The sequence below is a fragment of the Brucella sp. NBRC 14130 genome, assembly GCF_040371715.1.
GTDB lineage: Bacteria > Pseudomonadota > Alphaproteobacteria > Rhizobiales > Rhizobiaceae > Brucella > Brucella intermedia.
The window spans coordinates 123,842-136,107 of the sequence record NZ_BAABTE010000011.1; the positions used below are offsets into that span (position 1 = coordinate 123,842).

The following is a 12,266-nucleotide window of genomic DNA, read 5'->3' on the forward strand; positions in this document are numbered from 1 at the left end:
CCCTTGTTTCTGGGGACTGTCCCAACCAACGAGCCGATCGAATGTTCCCTTGGAATTTCAACGGGCACCGAGAACCATTTCCCTGATCCAGCGGGTCAGGAGCTGGTTGTAGGTCTTTTGATGGCGCTCTTCCGTGAGGGCATGGTCTGCGCCGTCCAGCATGCGAACGGTCAGCGAACGGGCATTGATGAAGGCGGTTTGATAGCTCGCCACTGTCGGATGCGGAACGATGACGTCGTGCTCGGACTCGACCAGAAGCACATCGCCGCGAAATTCCCGCGCCTGCCGCAAGGCGCGGTTGTCGTCATAACTGATCAGTGCCGAGCGATAGGATTGCAGGTCCCTGCGATCGAGCCTTGCTTTGGGAACCTGCCAGAGCTCGTCACGATAAAGGGCGGGGGCTCTGAGCGCCAGCCAGCGGACCGGACGAAATTCTGTCAGCAATGTCGCGAGATATCCGCCATAGCTGCTGCCTATGACAACAATCGAGTCATCCTCGACCATCTTGAGGCTGGCCAGGCTGTCATAGGCGGCGATTGCGTCGTCGAGGTTTTCACCGCGCGTCACGGTCTTGTTGCCGGAGAGCAAATCCCCGTGGCCGCGCATATCGAAGGTGAGGCAAACGCAGCCGAGCGAGGATATTGCATTCGCCCTTTCAATGTCGCGTTCCTGGCTGCCGGCCCAGCCATGAAGAAAAAGGACGCCGGGAATGGTGGTGTCTGGAGAGATGACTGTCGCGGCCAGTTCATACTGGTCGACACGGACGGCTGTATCGTTACGGATCATGATAGATTTTCTCGATTCTCGCATATTTATGCAGGGGCTGACCGAAATCGTCCTCACCGGAATAGACGATGAAATCATCGTCCCGGAAGGTCGGCGCTTCATCGCGGCTCTCGTGCAGAACGGCCTGCACGGCGGTGACGGTTTCATCCTGCATCAGTTTTTCCATTGCCAGCAGTTCAGCGGGGGAAGCGCCTCCCACGCGCCACGACTGTTCAAGCACTCCACAGCGCACGCCGTTTTCGGTTATCGGCCCGACAAGCACGTCATAGTTCCTGCGGGATGCGACAAGTCCAAGATGCTCGCGGGCCGCTTCATCGTAGCGCCGGGCATTCTCCACGACCTTGCGTGCAGTTGGCGATTGCAGAAGTTGAAGAAGCGCATCCCAGTCGCCGCGCACCACGCGCAACCGGCTGCCGGCATAAAATTCCTTACCGGCCTTGTCGCGGGAACTGTACTGACGGCCCAGATAGGTTCCGACATGGTTTTCAAGCTGGATCTGCCCGACGGAATAGGTCGTGGAATTGTCCACATCCTCTTCGAGAACCAGTCCGTTTGCGATATCGACCTCTGAAACCTCGGCGAGAAAACTGTCGAGCGGACGGTGTCGATGACGCTCTGGTCCTCGCCGCCGGACGCATAGGGATTCTTGAACCGAATTTTGTGCTTTTTCAGCAAGGCACTCGCCGCTTCCAGAGCGTGGCGGTGCGAGAACACCGAGAAGCCCGGCAGAACGCAATCCTGCAAACATGCCGCGAACTGTCCCGTCCATCCCTCGGGCAGGTCGTCGTGGTCGTGCCAATGTGGATGGGTAACGAGCTTCGTCGCCATGAAGCCGCGATGAACGATGCCGCCATAGAAGCGATCCACGGTCATGTCCGGGTTCCCGTCCTCCCGGGCGAGAGCGAAGGTCGGGACGAAAAATGTTTCGCCATCTTCGTCGAAGTCTTGCCGAGTGGGAAGTAGCTGTCGGCCTGTGAGGGCCGAAAGACGCGTAGCCAGCGCTTCCGCGCTGGCTACGGTGTGGTGGCTGTCCGACGCCCGGCAGACGACGCGAATTTTCCGCATGGGGTCTTCCCGCAAAAGGACGCTTTCCATGTCGTCACCTCGCTGTCGATCCCGGGCTAGCGGTTGCGCACAGGCTGCGATCAGGCCGCTTCCGCACGGAGATTGGCGGAGGTTTCGGCAAGCTTGGTCAGGTCCTTGTCGGTCTGGCCTTCTTCCTGCAGGGTTTGATCGAGGATCTTCGCCACGTCCTTGTATCCAAGGGTTTCGGCCCAGCGCTTCAACGTGCCGTAGCGGGTGATTTCATAGTGTTCCACGGCCTGGGCAGCGGAGATCAAACCCGCGTCGAGCGCAGGGCTGTTCGAAAATTCCTCCATGATCTCCTCGCCCTCGGCGATGATGCCTTCAATGGCGTCACAGGTCTTGCCCTGCGCACGCTTGCCAAGAATCTCGAAGCACTGCTGCAGACGTTCCACATGTCCTTCGGTCTGTTCCCGGTGTTTTTCGAACGCGCTCTTCAGCTTCTCATCATTGGCCGCGCGGGACATTTTCGGAAGCGTTTTCAGAATCTTGCGCTCCGCGTAATAAATGTCCTTGAGGGTATCGTAGAAAAGATCTTCGAGATTGCGTTGCTTGGTGCTGGCCATTTCAGGCTCCTCCTATGGTTCCGAAACTGTCATTGTCGTGCGGCTGAAAATCCCGACGACGGCACACCTAACTCCCCAGCGATCGTTTTGTTTCGCCCGTTGGACAAAAATCAAAACGTCAGGGCTGCGTGGGAGAGCGGGCCGGTTGGGTGGGGCTCTCCGGCGAAACGTCCCCCTTGTCGGAAGTGATGAACAGGCTGCCCACCCCCAGCAGCGCCACAGCGAACATCACGACGGCAAGCCATTTCAAGGTGGTCATCGTTACGTCCTGTCAGGATTTCGACTTGTGCTCGGGCTTGCCCTTCTGCTTGGTGGAGGCCATCTTCTCGAGCTCTTTTTCGCTCATGGATTTGGCCATTTCCTTGGACGCTCCGCGCAGTTCGCTTTTTGCCTTGTCTCCGCGCTTTGCGGCCAAAGCCGCGCCGGCAGCCTGTTGCTGCGCTTTGGATTTTGCAGGCATCTTCACCTCCTGTAATGGTCAGTTCTGTTCGCTCCCACGGCTTTCCCGCCGCAGTTCACGCGCGCTGGGGTTGGCCAGATCATTCGGGCGCTTGCCGTTGGGGCTGTCGAAATCGAAATCCGTTTGCGGGTCGTCCGGCTGCGGCTGGCGCGGGTTGCCCGGCGCGTTCGACTGCTCATGCGTCGGCCGCGCCTGATGATCGCGTGGTTCGTGCTCGGACGGTTCGCCCGCCCCGACGCGATCCTTGTCGAAGCAAGGAAATCGGATGCTTGCGGCATCGTAGAACATGACGGTTCCTCCAGTTGGGTGCCATGGGGTGCCCATGGGTGTCATGACGGCTGAACGTGCTTCCGAACCGGCTTGCGAACAGTTTGTTCCATCGAAGTCCCGAAATCGGCCGATGTCGCGGACAGGTAAAAGGAACATGGGCAGCCTTCGCCAGTTATCGAAACTCGCAAGAGAGGAGTTTTGATATGACCCAGACAAGGAAATGGTCAGGCGAAGTAACAGAACACAGCGACGCGCTCGATCTGGAGCCGCATGTGTTCGAACAGGACGATCCGAAGAAAATTGCAGCGTCCCTGAAGCGCTCAGCCGACAAGAGCCATAAGCGCAAGGCAGAGCCATTCCGCTCGGCAATGTCCATGCTGACTTTCTACATCAACCGCGCGGGCAAGAATCTACCGGAAAAACGCAGGCATGTGCTGGAAGCAGCCAAGGGCGAACTGCGCAAGGCTTATGGTAAGCCGGACCACGCTTGACGCCCGCTGAAGGGAGAAATCGCATGAAAATTCATATCGAAGAAAGGGACGCGGCGTTGAGGTTCGTCCTGTCCGCAGACCCTGAGCTGCCTTCCGATCCACCGGAAATACCCGAAAAGGAGCCGGAAGGCATTCCCGTCGAGCCGCCCGAAACCATTCCGCAACCGGACAAGGGACCGTTCAGTCCCGACGAACCGGAACAGATACCGCCGCTTCCCATGCCCGAACATCCTTCGCCCGGTCCGGCAAGTCCGGATCAGCCGACAATGCAGCAAGCATCGGGGTGAATGGAGCGGCGGTCGTCACCTGTCGTCGTCATTTCGTCCCGCATGTTTCGGCTCACTCAGCGCATCGGAAAGGTTCTTGCGGTCGGGATCTGACAGGTTGTGCCCGGCTGCGTCGCGCTTTTTTGCCGGGTCATCAACGGCGGGTTCATAGCCGCGAGGCCTGTTTTCCGGCGGGCCTTCCCATTTCGGCTTCTGGTCCGTGGTGCCGGCTTTCGGGTCGTGTTTCATTGCAGCCTCCTTTGTTGAAACTCATCCCCAACCGAGCAAACGCCTGATTGTTTCGTTGAACGACGCGAACGCTGCGTGAAGGCAAGGCGAGATAAGTTCCGGAACAATTGGCCCGACTCGTGGTTGGAACCCAGAGGTCCAAAGCGATGAAGACAGTTTCAGAAGACAAAAGCATTGGCGCCCGCACGCGAGGCGCGATCCAACGGGGCGAGACCGGCGACAAGGTTCCCGGTTTCGATCCTGCGGCAGCTCCTATGGAAACGGACGCGGAGGCAGGCGGCAGTTCCCAGCCTGCTGGCAAGCCCCAGCCGCAGCCAGCAAAGGCCGATGACAGCAACGCTTCCAGCCATGCATCCGGCCTGCGGGCGTGGTCGTCGGAAGGAAACGCGCAAACCGCAAGAGGGAAAGCACCTCTGAGGGAAGGCCCTGCCTATCTCGTCTGGTGGTTCATCATCGCGATGGTCGTCATCGGTTCTTTCATAACCTCATGGGTGTGGCGATGAATATGCAATCAAAACCTGAGCAAGACAAAAGAGCCGAACCCTCGCGGACGCTCGGATACTTTCCGCGCTTCGCCCTGGTCATATTGGCGGTTCTGCTGCTTCTGTTCTTTGGATGGAGCCTGACCGGCGGCGGATCGGTATCGCAGCAGCAGGGCATAGAGACGCCCCCCGCGACGGATTCCGGCAACCAGCCGGACAAGAACCCGCCGGTCGAAAACCAGCGGCCGCAGACGGGCACGGGAGGCGACCAGCCGACCAATCCGCCAGAAGGACAGAAATGAAGGGCGGAAACGGAGATCAGAAAGAGGTCGATCATGAACAAGCAACCAACCACCCCGCTTACGGATGATGAAGACGTAAAGTTTCTTGCCGAGAACTCGGATGTTTCACCGCTTCAGGCGCGCCAGCTGATCGAACGTTTCGGCAGGGACAGGGAAAAGCTGCTTGAAGAAGCGAAGAAGTTTAAAGCGGAAGGATAGAACAATGGCTGAGATCACACGCGATCACGATAAGATCCGCCGATGGGCGGAAGACCGCAACGGACACCCGGCAATGGTGGATACTGGCAAAGAAGGCGGCATATTACGCATTGATTTCGCGGAGAAGGACGAAGACCTGGAAGAGATAAACTGGGACGATTTCTTTGCGATATTCGACGACCGAAATCTTGCCTTCCTCTACGAAGATACGGGCAGCAGCCGCTTCAACAAGTTTGTGGATGCAGACAAGAATGCTTGAAAGCACCCGGAGCGTATCGCGGAACCAGGCAGATCAGGAAGATGCTTCCGAGTCCGGCACGATGTTCAGGTTAGCGGCGGCGGGTGTCTCTGCGTGGCGGTCCTGATATCGCTTGTGGGCAAGTCGCGACGCCAGTTCGGCAATGTAGTTCAGGTCCCTCAGGCCGTTCTGGTAAAGCATTATGATGGCGGTAGAAAGATCTGTCGCAGCATATTCCCTGTCGCATTCCTCAAGAATAATCGCGGCATGGGAAAAGCAGCTGCGCATGAAGGTCACTTCTTCCGGCTTATAGATACGGCTCGCTTCGTTGAAGAGCGGCATACGATCCTCCTTCGGGACACATCAACAATACGCTTCTCAATTATTTAAGATAGGCACGATTGATCACTTCATATTTCGGTGCTGCCTGGGCTCATGGCAGGCGGCCGCTTCCGTGTTCGGGATGGCGCTCAAGGTTCTGGCGGTTGAGGCAATCGAAAACCCGCTGCGCCTCCTCTTCGTTCAAGGCGATCTGCAACCGCCCCTCGAACGTGATGGGGTTGCCTTTGAAGGCATCGATCACCGACCAGGTGCCATCGCCATTCTTTTGAAGTTTGTACCCGTTTTCTACCATCGCCGTCTCCCGTCGCCGCCAGTCTCCGGCAAACTCGACGAGCCCGAATTCAACGGGTACCCATGGTCGATCTGCTCGAGGCCGCCCGGCTCCAGATGAAGCCGAGCCACCATTGATGCAAATGCCGGAGAAAAGAAGTTAACGAAGCAATGGTTCGATTGGTTCCGTCGAACGGTGGACAGCATGCGGCCCGCCAGATGCAGCGCCGCGATATTCCAAGTTTCGGCGACAGGGGTGGGGCGTCAGTCCGGTGGTGACGACGTCGCCTTTCTCCATTCCCGTCAGAACTCCGGAATACAGAATTTTCGGCATCGGAATGCATTTTCGTGGTGCTGTCGATGTCGATCATCGTATGGCGCGGCTCGCTCTTCATTAAATCAAATTGCTTCAGGAACAAACCCAGTCGAGTGCGGTTCGGAGTGCTGTCATCACGACTGTGAAGAGGAGCAATCTCATGCCAGGTCGATATCAGAACGAAGATCGTGACGATTACTACAACGAACCCTACCGGGAGCGCGATTATGAAGCGCGGGGAAGCGACTACCGAGGCTATGATGACCGCTACTCTAGCGATTATGCCCGGGGACGCTACTCCGACGACAATGACGAACGATATGCTTCCCGGCGAGAGCCAAACCGCGAGCGGGAGAGTGACCGATACCGTCAGCGGACGGAAGGCCAATCCAGAGGCAGCTACGCTTCAGGCGGCCAGCATCGGGGAAAAGGACCGAAGGGATACACACGCTCCGATGACCGCATCAAGGAGGACGTATCGGACGCACTGATGGAAGATGCGGAACTCGATGCATCCGACATAGAGGTGACGGTCAAGAAGGGCGAAGTGACCCTGCAGGGGCAGGTTGAAAATCGTCAGGACAAGCGCAGAGCAGAAGAATGCGCGGAAATGTGCGCCGGCGTTGTTGATGTTCAGAACAACATCAAAATCCGTTCAGCAACATCGGCTTCGTCAAAGGGTACTGCCTGAAATTTGAAACTCGCGGCTGGAGAACGCAGCCGGAGACGAGCCCTTGGCGGGCTCATGCGCCTTGGGGCGCGAAAACTCACAACAATTGGAGGATGAAATGCCACGCAATATGCCAGAACGTGACGATCAGGGCCGTTTCGTAAGCGATGACGACCGGGGTCGGGGCGGAGATGATCGCCGCAGATACGCCAGCAGCCGCCGGGACGACGACGACCGCCGTTCCAGCCGTTATGACGACGACGACCGGGGCCGCGGCCACGGAGGCTGGTTCGGGGATTCCCGCGGCCATGCCGAAGCTGCCCGTCGCGGATGGGACGAGCGTCGAGACGATCGTGACTATGATGACCGGCGCCGCTATTCCAGCCGCGAAGACGACTACGACGATCGCCGTTCCAGATATGACGACGATGACCGCGGACGGGGTTGGTACGGCGATTCCCGCGGCCACGCGGAAGCCGCACGGCGCGGATGGGACGAGCGACGCGACCAGGATTATGACGACCGTCGCAGATATTCCAGCCGCGACGATGACCGCGGATATTCGAGCCGGGACGATGATCGTCGCTCGGGCGGCGGTCGGGGGCATGGCGGTTGGTTCGGCGACTCTCGCGGCCATGCGGAAGCTGCCCGCAGGGGTTGGGAAGAGCGCCGGGACGATGATTACGACAACCGTCGCGGTCGCTAGAGCATGAGTTCCCAAAAGCGGAAACCCGGTTTTGGAACAGGAAATGCTCTGGACACCGGCAAACAGACGGGGCGGCCTTCGGGCCGCCTTGCACGCCTCTCCGCAGGAATGAGCGTTCTTTTCAAGGAATTTCACGATGGGTGCTAAAGCCACGCGCGAATTGGATATCATCGCCGAAAAGGCGCGCCTTCGCTACCTTCGAGCCCGCAATATGCTGATACTGGAAGCAGCAATCAGCGCTCTGCTCGACACCGAAACGCCGCAGGACGCCGCAAAAACCCTGCGGGAACAGGCGGATTTGCTCGTTCGCTATCTTTGAGAACCCATGAAGCTTGTCCCTCCATTGCCTGCGCGCGATGGGGCCGGAACATAATTCTCCGGCGCGGGTTCGAATTTCTTTCAAGGGAAAGGAAACAGGATCATGAAAACCGTATTGCTTGCCTTCTCCGCAGTTCTTTTCATGTCGGCTCCGGTATATGCCCAGTCGACGAGCGAAAAGACAGGGATCAATTCTCTCGTCGGATCAGCGCCGTCCACTCAGGATTTTGTGACATTGAGCGGAAGCGGCGACATGTTCGAGATTGAATCGAGCAAACTCGCGCTCGCAAAGGCCGATCCCACCACGAAGAGCTTTGCTCAGCAAATGATCGCCGATCATCAAAAGACCAGCGAGGAATTGAAAGCGCTCTTGAGCACGAAAGTGAACTCGGTGAAGGCCCCGACCGCGCTTTCCGATGATCATCAGGAAATGCTGGACAAGCTGAAGGGGCTCGAAGGCGAGGATTTCACGAAGCAGTATCGAAGCGATCAGGAAGAGGTGCACGAAGACGCTGTCGATCTGTTCAAGCGATATGGAGAAGGCGGCGAGAATGCCGACCTGCGGGCCTGGGCCAATGCGACTCGGCCCGCGCTGGAGCATCATCTCGAAATGGCGAAGAAGCTCAACGAATAAGCGGAAAGGGCTCGCGATCACCGCGTGCGGCGCTCATGGCAATGCCGAACGCAATGCGGATCGCGAGCCCCCGCCCGGCAAAAGCAGCAATGCTGGTTCATTCATCGGAGCCATTTCGTTCCATAGTGATGACGCCTCGTGGCGTGTCTATCGGCTCGTCACTGACGCGGTGCACCTGATAGGATTTTTCGTTGCGAAATGCACTGAAATCGTTGGTCGTAAGGTCGGTATCCCCTATTGCTACCTGTCCCCGGAAGGCCTCCGTCTCTCCCTGGCTGGCGACTACTCTCGCATCGGCCTCGGAGCGGGCGGAAACCAGAGCCGTTCCATGCTTGGGAGCAAGCTCATTGTCGTCTCCCGGTGAGGGAATGAGCAGGAAGGCATAGCACTGGTAATCGGTCTGGACCTTTACGCCGCTGTCCGGCGTTTCTTTCCATTCCGTGAAGACATTTTTGTCCCGATATTCCATTTTTACCTCCATTCGCTGTAAGGGCTGTGCTCTTGCAGCCGGGACCGAGCTGCAAGCCCGGTCGCCCTTGATAAGGATGTTGTTTCGTCGCGTACTCGCGGCAAATTCCTCTGCCGCGAGTGCCAAGAAAGAGCTGCTGACGAGTGAATTCCGGCATGCTTATGCGGAACTGGTACTCACATGGAGTGCGCCGTTACGTTGCCGTCCGCATCAAGCGTGACCATGACGGTCTCGGTTCCCTTCATGGCTGACGCTTCCCACAATCCCTTGTCGTTCAGCTTGAGATTGGAAATTCCGGTATAGCCGGCTTTGGTAAAGCGTTCGGTGGCCTGTTCTTCGGTGAAGCTGTTCTGGCCTGCATCGGGCGCCTTGTCGTCATGTGTCGTCGGCGTAGCGGAAGTAGGCGCATTGGCGTTGGGCGCAGGCGCATTGGTGGATGGCGTGTTCGGCGTCGTCGTCGCATCCTGAGCGCTGCCGACAGTCGGAACAATTACGAGTGCGCTTGCCAATAGAATAGCTGGAATGTTCATCTATCTTCCTCCGTTTTCAGCCCCACCGCGTCGTAACAAAGGCAACTCGGGATTGTTCCGCTTTCTGAACTTGGAATTTTCGATCTCTATTCAGATAACCCTGCCGTTAATCCTCGAACGTCTTGTGGCTGTACTCGAGGGGGCTTCGAAAAATAAAAAAGTTTGGGGAACACCCTTCTGCGAACATTGTTCGAAAGGGGAAACCTCAAGCACAGGAGAAGCCCAATGGCTGATCAGACGGAGAACTGCAATTTTGCGTCCAGGGCTGACACGCAGCGCGAGACTGCTTCCAACGAGGGCCAAGCATCCGGCGGCAACGTCAAAACCGCCCCGGCGCGCGAGGTCGATGCGGGCCCAAGGGCGGAGAGCACTGGAGGCGCTTCATTGCGGTGATGTCGATGAGAACCGTTTTCATGATTGTTATTGGAATAGTGCTCCTGCTGGTGGCGGTGGCGCTTTTGCGTGGCATTGGTCCGGGTGCGGACAATGGGCAGAGCCCACCGCATTCCCTGCAGACCGATCCACCCGACTGAACCATGGGCGAGGGGCCCGATCGGAGTTCATAAATATGTCTACGTCAACGAAATCTCCAAACACGATCCGACAGGGCGGCCCCGGAGCCGCTCATGAAAATGCAAAAAGCGATCTGAAGATAACCAAACCGCCAGCCGATGTGGAAACCAAAAGCCGCCGCAGCAAGGTCTCCGGCGGTGGCGGAGAAAGGGACATCCACCATACGCACAATCCCGCGACCAAGAAGTGAAGCCTCTGGCTGAACCGGCGAATGTCTGCGTCCATTTCGCTTGGATATGCGGCGCATCTGCAAGAACGTGGCAGGCGGTTCATTCTCCTTTGAGGAACAAGACTTGATGCTCCGCAGTTAGGTCTATCGAAGGAGATAGACAATGAGCACAAAGCTTCCCCCTGTACCCGAAGGCAACCGCAGCGGAAAAGGCACCGGCGAACAGAAACATGTTCCGCTGAAAAGCAGCCTGTCGCCCCAGGATAATAAATCCGGAAAACAAGGCCAGCAGGCCAACACCAGGATCAATACGACACACCAGGGCTTGCAGCAGGACCGTTAGTCCAATGGAGGAATGGAATGCGTTCGTTTCTCAGAGACAACGGATTGACGATTGCGCTCGCCATCTTGTTCGGCATATCGATCCTCGGCATGGCAGCGGCAGGCTTTGCAAGCTACAACGAAGAGCTTGCAAAACACGGAGAGGCTCCTCTGCCCCTCCTGCAATATTTGATAAGCGGACAATTTCTCTCGGCCCTTTTTGAAAACTGGGAGAGCGAGTTTTTGCAGATGGGGGTCTATGTCGTGCTGACAGCATGGCTCTTTCAGCGCGGTTCGGCGGAATCGCGTGACCCGGACGAGGAAAAGCCGGAGAAGGAGCGGATCGGGCAGCCGTCTTTTCTTTATTCGCATTCGCTGGGGCTGACGTTGTTCGGATTGTTTATTGCCAGTTTTTTGCTGCACTGGTTTGGCAGTGCTCGTGCGTCGGAAATGGATATGGCCCGCCACGGTGCCGCTTCGACAGGTTACCTGCAATATTTGCTGGATGCCGAATTATGGTTTGAATCCTTCCAGAACTGGCAGTCGGAATTCCTATCCACGGCAGTCCTTGTAGTCCTCTCCATCTTCCTGCGCGAAAAAGGTTCGCCGGAATCCAAGCCCGTCAGCGCTCCTGACGAACAGACAGGGAGCTAGACGTCCTCGGGAGCGATGGTTTCACCATTCGCGTGTGAAACTGGTGCGGGAGCGCCTGTCGAACGGTAATTTCGTCCGACAGGCACATCGCAGTCAGGCCGCGCCTCTGAGATGCACGAACCGGGATCAGAAGCTGTTGCGTTCGTGATAGGTGCGCAGGAAGCTCTGGATACGGGCGTCTTCAGGTTGATGCAGAATTTTGGCAGGAGCATCCACGCCCACCAGTTCGCCCTTTTCCATGAAGGCTACCTGATCGGCGACATGGGCCGCAAATCCCATTTCATGGGTTACCACGACCATGGTCATGCCTTCAGCAGCAAGCGTCTTCATCACGCTCAGCACTTCACCAACCAGTTCAGGATCGAGCGCCGATGTAGGCTCATCGAATAACATCAGCCGCGGCTCCATGGCGATGGCGCGGGCGATGGCCACCCGCTGCTGCTGGCCGCCGGACAGGCGGGAAGGAAAGCTCGCTGTCTTGTCTGACAGTCCCACTTTTCTCAATGCCTCGGCAGCGCGGGCTTCTGCTTCCGCCCTCGGCAGGCCACGTACGCGCAGCAGTCCCTCGGCGACATTCTGGAGCGCGGTCATATGCGGCCACAGATTGAACTGCTGGAACACCATGCCGATGGAGCGGCGCATCTCCCGCAATTTGCTGCCCGGCATCTTGCGGCCGCCCGGGCTGACATAACCGATCATCTGCCCATCGATGCTGATCTCGCCGGAATCATATTCCTCCAGAAAATTGATGCAGCGCAGCAACGTGGACTTGCCCGAGCCCGACGGCCCGATCAGACAGGTGACCTTGCCGGGCAGGATAGTCAGGTTCACATCTTTCAGCGCGTGAAAGGGGCCGTAGAATTTGTTGACCTTGCGGATCTCGACGGATGACGCGGCGAGCAT

Annotated in this window: 26 protein-coding genes and 1 pseudogene; 15 read left to right on the plus strand and 12 right to left on the minus strand. The window is 57.7% G+C overall.

Annotation, left to right across the window (positions count from 1 at the left end; all coding sequences use genetic code 11):
- Positions 1-57: 57 nt before the first annotated feature.
- The 6 genes and pseudogenes from ABWW28_RS20295 to ABWW28_RS20320 all read right to left on the minus strand — a co-directional run bounded on the left by ABWW28_RS20295 (position 58) and on the right by ABWW28_RS20320 (position 3,183).
- Positions 58-786: an alpha/beta hydrolase family protein gene (locus tag ABWW28_RS20295; protein ID WP_113342379.1), complete on the minus strand. Its 729-nt coding sequence runs from the start codon at positions 784-786 to the stop codon at positions 58-60.
- Positions 776-1,881, minus strand: a pseudogene (locus ABWW28_RS20300) (DUF3182 family protein). Before ABWW28_RS20300 ends, ABWW28_RS20295 begins: the two are co-directional and overlap by 11 nt.
- 50 nt (positions 1,882-1,931) lie before the next feature.
- Positions 1,932-2,435, minus strand: a complete 504-nt coding sequence (locus ABWW28_RS20305; RefSeq protein ID WP_100649182.1) for a YciE/YciF ferroxidase family protein — start codon at positions 2,433-2,435, stop codon at positions 1,932-1,934.
- A 118-nt stretch (positions 2,436-2,553) separates the two neighbouring features.
- Positions 2,554-2,694, minus strand: a complete 141-nt coding sequence (locus ABWW28_RS20310; RefSeq protein WP_162750351.1) for a hypothetical protein — start codon at positions 2,692-2,694, stop codon at positions 2,554-2,556.
- Between the two features lie 12 nt (positions 2,695-2,706).
- Positions 2,707-2,895 (minus strand): DUF3008 family protein, encoded by a 189-nt coding sequence (locus ABWW28_RS20315; RefSeq protein WP_006471823.1) that lies wholly within the window; start codon positions 2,893-2,895, stop codon positions 2,707-2,709.
- A gap of 18 nt (positions 2,896-2,913) precedes the next feature.
- Entirely contained in the window at positions 2,914-3,183 is a 270-nt protein-coding gene (locus tag ABWW28_RS20320; protein ID WP_244637691.1) for a single stranded DNA-binding domain-containing protein, read from the minus strand.
- A gap of 185 nt (positions 3,184-3,368) precedes the next feature.
- On the opposite strand from ABWW28_RS20320, the gene ABWW28_RS20325 reads away from it, so the two are divergent.
- Complete coding sequence (locus ABWW28_RS20325; RefSeq protein WP_113342376.1) at positions 3,369-3,656, plus strand: DUF3175 domain-containing protein; 288 nt, start codon at positions 3,369-3,371, stop codon at positions 3,654-3,656.
- Between the two features lie 23 nt (positions 3,657-3,679).
- Positions 3,680-3,943, plus strand: coding sequence for a chitin-binding protein (locus ABWW28_RS20330; RefSeq protein ID WP_113342375.1), 264 nt, complete (start codon positions 3,680-3,682; stop codon positions 3,941-3,943).
- Positions 3,944-3,958: 15 nt separating this feature from the next.
- Here the strand turns inward: ABWW28_RS20330 and ABWW28_RS20335 are convergent, their stop codons facing one another.
- Positions 3,959-4,171 (minus strand): hypothetical protein, encoded by a 213-nt coding sequence (locus ABWW28_RS20335; protein WP_113342374.1) that lies wholly within the window; start codon positions 4,169-4,171, stop codon positions 3,959-3,961.
- A gap of 146 nt (positions 4,172-4,317) precedes the next feature.
- Between ABWW28_RS20335 and ABWW28_RS20340 the strand changes: the two genes are divergently transcribed.
- From ABWW28_RS20340 to ABWW28_RS20355, 4 genes are read left to right on the plus strand one after another with little or no spacing between them, the layout of a single operon-like run.
- Positions 4,318-4,674 carry a hypothetical protein gene (locus ABWW28_RS20340; protein WP_113342373.1) on the plus strand — a complete coding sequence of 119 codons (357 nt, stop codon included), beginning with the start codon at positions 4,318-4,320 and terminating at the stop codon, positions 4,672-4,674.
- Positions 4,675-4,676: 2 nt separating this feature from the next.
- Positions 4,677-4,955: a hypothetical protein gene (locus tag ABWW28_RS20345; protein ID WP_247886242.1), complete on the plus strand. Its 279-nt coding sequence runs from the start codon at positions 4,677-4,679 to the stop codon at positions 4,953-4,955.
- Between the two features lie 33 nt (positions 4,956-4,988).
- A complete protein-coding gene (locus tag ABWW28_RS20350; protein WP_006469529.1) occupies positions 4,989-5,153 on the plus strand; it encodes a hypothetical protein in 165 nt (54 codons plus the stop codon).
- A 4-nt stretch (positions 5,154-5,157) separates the two neighbouring features.
- Complete coding sequence (locus ABWW28_RS20355) at positions 5,158-5,412, plus strand: hypothetical protein (RefSeq protein ID WP_113342371.1); 255 nt, start codon at positions 5,158-5,160, stop codon at positions 5,410-5,412.
- 33 nt (positions 5,413-5,445) lie between these two features.
- Here ABWW28_RS20355 and ABWW28_RS20360 read toward each other — a convergent pair whose 3' ends face one another.
- Together ABWW28_RS20360 and ABWW28_RS20365 are read right to left on the minus strand one after the other, a co-directional pair.
- Positions 5,446-5,733: a hypothetical protein gene (locus ABWW28_RS20360; RefSeq protein WP_113342370.1), complete on the minus strand. Its 288-nt coding sequence runs from the start codon at positions 5,731-5,733 to the stop codon at positions 5,446-5,448.
- Between the two features lie 91 nt (positions 5,734-5,824).
- Positions 5,825-6,025 (minus strand): hypothetical protein, encoded by a 201-nt coding sequence (locus ABWW28_RS20365; protein WP_113342369.1) that lies wholly within the window; start codon positions 6,023-6,025, stop codon positions 5,825-5,827.
- 454 nt (positions 6,026-6,479) lie between these two features.
- Between ABWW28_RS20365 and ABWW28_RS20370 the strand changes: the two genes are divergently transcribed.
- The 4 genes from ABWW28_RS20370 (at position 6,480) to ABWW28_RS20385 (ending at position 8,647) form a co-directional block, all read left to right on the plus strand.
- Entirely contained in the window at positions 6,480-7,010 is a 531-nt protein-coding gene (locus tag ABWW28_RS20370; protein ID WP_151658178.1) for a BON domain-containing protein, read from the plus strand.
- Positions 7,011-7,107: 97 nt separating this feature from the next.
- Positions 7,108-7,695 carry a hypothetical protein gene (locus ABWW28_RS20375; RefSeq protein WP_085979569.1) on the plus strand — a complete coding sequence of 196 codons (588 nt, stop codon included), beginning with the start codon at positions 7,108-7,110 and terminating at the stop codon, positions 7,693-7,695.
- A 136-nt stretch (positions 7,696-7,831) separates the two neighbouring features.
- Positions 7,832-8,014, plus strand: coding sequence for a hypothetical protein (locus tag ABWW28_RS20380; protein ID WP_006473209.1), 183 nt, complete (start codon positions 7,832-7,834; stop codon positions 8,012-8,014).
- 102 nt (positions 8,015-8,116) lie between these two features.
- Positions 8,117-8,647 carry a DUF4142 domain-containing protein gene (locus ABWW28_RS20385; protein ID WP_113342367.1) on the plus strand — a complete coding sequence of 177 codons (531 nt, stop codon included), beginning with the start codon at positions 8,117-8,119 and terminating at the stop codon, positions 8,645-8,647.
- 97 nt (positions 8,648-8,744) lie between these two features.
- Here ABWW28_RS20385 and ABWW28_RS20390 read toward each other — a convergent pair whose 3' ends face one another.
- Complete coding sequence (locus ABWW28_RS20390; RefSeq protein ID WP_121991208.1) at positions 8,745-9,116, minus strand: hypothetical protein; 372 nt, start codon at positions 9,114-9,116, stop codon at positions 8,745-8,747.
- 176 nt (positions 9,117-9,292) lie between these two features.
- Positions 9,293-9,646 carry a hypothetical protein gene (locus tag ABWW28_RS20395; RefSeq protein WP_113342365.1) on the minus strand — a complete coding sequence of 118 codons (354 nt, stop codon included), beginning with the start codon at positions 9,644-9,646 and terminating at the stop codon, positions 9,293-9,295.
- 225 nt (positions 9,647-9,871) lie between these two features.
- Between ABWW28_RS20395 and ABWW28_RS20400 the strand changes: the two genes are divergently transcribed.
- From ABWW28_RS20400 to ABWW28_RS20420, 5 genes are all read left to right on the plus strand, one after another.
- The gene (locus ABWW28_RS20400; protein WP_162750350.1) at positions 9,872-10,039 is read left to right on the plus strand and encodes a hypothetical protein; all 168 of its coding nucleotides are present in this window, start codon (positions 9,872-9,874) and stop codon (positions 10,037-10,039) included.
- A gap of 5 nt (positions 10,040-10,044) precedes the next feature.
- Entirely contained in the window at positions 10,045-10,179 is a 135-nt protein-coding gene (locus ABWW28_RS20405; RefSeq protein WP_265973876.1) for a hypothetical protein, read from the plus strand.
- 35 nt (positions 10,180-10,214) lie between these two features.
- On the plus strand, positions 10,215-10,409 hold the full coding sequence (locus ABWW28_RS20410; protein WP_113342364.1) for a hypothetical protein: 195 nt from the start codon (positions 10,215-10,217) through the stop codon (positions 10,407-10,409).
- Positions 10,410-10,551: 142 nt separating this feature from the next.
- Positions 10,552-10,731 carry a hypothetical protein gene (locus ABWW28_RS20415; RefSeq protein ID WP_025091803.1) on the plus strand — a complete coding sequence of 60 codons (180 nt, stop codon included), beginning with the start codon at positions 10,552-10,554 and terminating at the stop codon, positions 10,729-10,731.
- 17 nt (positions 10,732-10,748) lie between these two features.
- Entirely contained in the window at positions 10,749-11,363 is a 615-nt protein-coding gene (locus ABWW28_RS20420) for a DUF6766 family protein (protein WP_021585355.1), read from the plus strand.
- A gap of 126 nt (positions 11,364-11,489) precedes the next feature.
- Here ABWW28_RS20420 and ABWW28_RS20425 read toward each other — a convergent pair whose 3' ends face one another.
- Positions 11,490-12,266 carry an amino acid ABC transporter ATP-binding protein gene (locus ABWW28_RS20425; protein WP_113342363.1) on the minus strand — a complete coding sequence of 259 codons (777 nt, stop codon included), beginning with the start codon at positions 12,264-12,266 and terminating at the stop codon, positions 11,490-11,492.

Coding starts and splice junctions, on each gene's coding strand:
- ABWW28_RS20305 (WP_100649182.1), bottom strand. CDS start 2,435: ATGGCCAGCACCAAGCAACGCAATCTCGAAGATCTTTTCTACGATACC.
- ABWW28_RS20330 (WP_113342375.1), top strand. CDS start 3,680: ATGAAAATTCATATCGAAGAAAGGGACGCGGCGTTGAGGTTCGTCCTG.
- ABWW28_RS20380 (WP_006473209.1), top strand. CDS start 7,832: ATGGGTGCTAAAGCCACGCGCGAATTGGATATCATCGCCGAAAAGGCG.
- ABWW28_RS20315 (WP_006471823.1), bottom strand. CDS start 2,895: ATGCCTGCAAAATCCAAAGCGCAGCAACAGGCTGCCGGCGCGGCTTTG.
- ABWW28_RS20350 (WP_006469529.1), top strand. CDS start 4,989: ATGAACAAGCAACCAACCACCCCGCTTACGGATGATGAAGACGTAAAG.
- ABWW28_RS20325 (WP_113342376.1), top strand. CDS start 3,369: ATGACCCAGACAAGGAAATGGTCAGGCGAAGTAACAGAACACAGCGAC.
- ABWW28_RS20375 (WP_085979569.1), top strand. CDS start 7,108: ATGCCACGCAATATGCCAGAACGTGACGATCAGGGCCGTTTCGTAAGC.
- ABWW28_RS20390 (WP_121991208.1), bottom strand. CDS start 9,116: ATGGAATATCGGGACAAAAATGTCTTCACGGAATGGAAAGAAACGCCG.
- ABWW28_RS20310 (WP_162750351.1), bottom strand. CDS start 2,694: ATGACCACCTTGAAATGGCTTGCCGTCGTGATGTTCGCTGTGGCGCTG.
- ABWW28_RS20320 (WP_244637691.1), bottom strand. CDS start 3,183: ATGTTCTACGATGCCGCAAGCATCCGATTTCCTTGCTTCGACAAGGAT.
- ABWW28_RS20370 (WP_151658178.1), top strand. CDS start 6,480: ATGCCAGGTCGATATCAGAACGAAGATCGTGACGATTACTACAACGAA.
- ABWW28_RS20355 (WP_113342371.1), top strand. CDS start 5,158: ATGGCTGAGATCACACGCGATCACGATAAGATCCGCCGATGGGCGGAA.
- ABWW28_RS20335 (WP_113342374.1), bottom strand. CDS start 4,171: ATGAAACACGACCCGAAAGCCGGCACCACGGACCAGAAGCCGAAATGG.
- ABWW28_RS20385 (WP_113342367.1), top strand. CDS start 8,117: ATGAAAACCGTATTGCTTGCCTTCTCCGCAGTTCTTTTCATGTCGGCT.
- ABWW28_RS20345 (WP_247886242.1), top strand. CDS start 4,677: ATGCAATCAAAACCTGAGCAAGACAAAAGAGCCGAACCCTCGCGGACG.
- ABWW28_RS20405 (WP_265973876.1), top strand. CDS start 10,045: ATGAGAACCGTTTTCATGATTGTTATTGGAATAGTGCTCCTGCTGGTG.
- ABWW28_RS20400 (WP_162750350.1), top strand. CDS start 9,872: ATGGCTGATCAGACGGAGAACTGCAATTTTGCGTCCAGGGCTGACACG.
- ABWW28_RS20410 (WP_113342364.1), top strand. CDS start 10,215: ATGTCTACGTCAACGAAATCTCCAAACACGATCCGACAGGGCGGCCCC.
- ABWW28_RS20420 (WP_021585355.1), top strand. CDS start 10,749: ATGCGTTCGTTTCTCAGAGACAACGGATTGACGATTGCGCTCGCCATC.
- ABWW28_RS20365 (WP_113342369.1), bottom strand. CDS start 6,025: ATGGTAGAAAACGGGTACAAACTTCAAAAGAATGGCGATGGCACCTGG.
- ABWW28_RS20340 (WP_113342373.1), top strand. CDS start 4,318: ATGAAGACAGTTTCAGAAGACAAAAGCATTGGCGCCCGCACGCGAGGC.
- ABWW28_RS20295 (WP_113342379.1), bottom strand. CDS start 786: ATGATCCGTAACGATACAGCCGTCCGTGTCGACCAGTATGAACTGGCC.
- ABWW28_RS20395 (WP_113342365.1), bottom strand. CDS start 9,646: ATGAACATTCCAGCTATTCTATTGGCAAGCGCACTCGTAATTGTTCCG.
- ABWW28_RS20415 (WP_025091803.1), top strand. CDS start 10,552: ATGAGCACAAAGCTTCCCCCTGTACCCGAAGGCAACCGCAGCGGAAAA.
- ABWW28_RS20360 (WP_113342370.1), bottom strand. CDS start 5,733: ATGCCGCTCTTCAACGAAGCGAGCCGTATCTATAAGCCGGAAGAAGTG.
- ABWW28_RS20425 (WP_113342363.1), bottom strand. CDS start 12,266: ATGCTCGCCGCGTCATCCGTCGAGATCCGCAAGGTCAACAAATTCTAC.